1 protein-coding gene is annotated in these 611 nt (G+C 74.0%); it reads left to right on the top strand.

Annotated features, from left to right (window positions below):
• Positions 1–19 precede the first annotated feature (19 nt).
• The coding region (locus tag ACIKT0_RS19695; protein WP_407106936.1) for a sigma-54-dependent transcriptional regulator at positions 20–611 on the top strand (592 nt) is incomplete at its 3' end.

Raw genomic sequence — 611 nt, 5'->3', positions numbered from 1 at the left:
ATCTGAGATCCTGGCGGCGGTGGAGCCCGCCGCCGCGGTGGATTTCGCCCGCTCCCGGCTCGCCGACATCGCGATCGTGGACGTGCCGGACCGCACGACGCTGCCGATCGTCGAGGCGCTCGGCGCCAGCGGCATGATCGTGGTGGCGACGAGCGGCGCAGGTTCGGTGGCGCTCGCCGTCGAGGCGATGCGGCGCGGCGCGGTCGACTTCGTCCTGAAGCCCTATTCGCCCGAGACGCTGGCGCGCCGGCTCGCGCCACGCCTGGAGGAACGGCGGCAGCGCGCTGAGGATCCGGCCGAGGCCGGACCAGACCCTGACGAGCCCCGCGACTTCGCCGGCTTCGTCGGTCGCTCCGCGCCCATGCAGGCGCTCTATGGGGAGATCGCCCGGATCGCTCCCTCCCGCGCGCCGGTCTTCATCACCGGCGAGAGCGGCTCGGGCAAGGAGCTCTGCGCCGAGGCGATCCACGCCCGCTCGGGCCGTGCGGCGAAGCCGCTGGTGGCGCTGAACTGCGGCGCGATCCCCCGCGAACTGATGGAAAGCGAGGTGTTCGGCCACGTCCGCGGCGCGTTCACGGGCGCGACCGACGACCGCGTCGGCGCGGTCGAGG

Source organism: Hansschlegelia beijingensis (assembly GCF_045505405.1).
GTDB classification, from domain to species: domain Bacteria; phylum Pseudomonadota; class Alphaproteobacteria; order Rhizobiales; family Methylopilaceae; genus Methylopila; species Methylopila beijingensis_A.
Note: the sequence above shows the minus strand (reverse complement) of the source record. Positions and strands in the feature narration are given on the sequence as shown.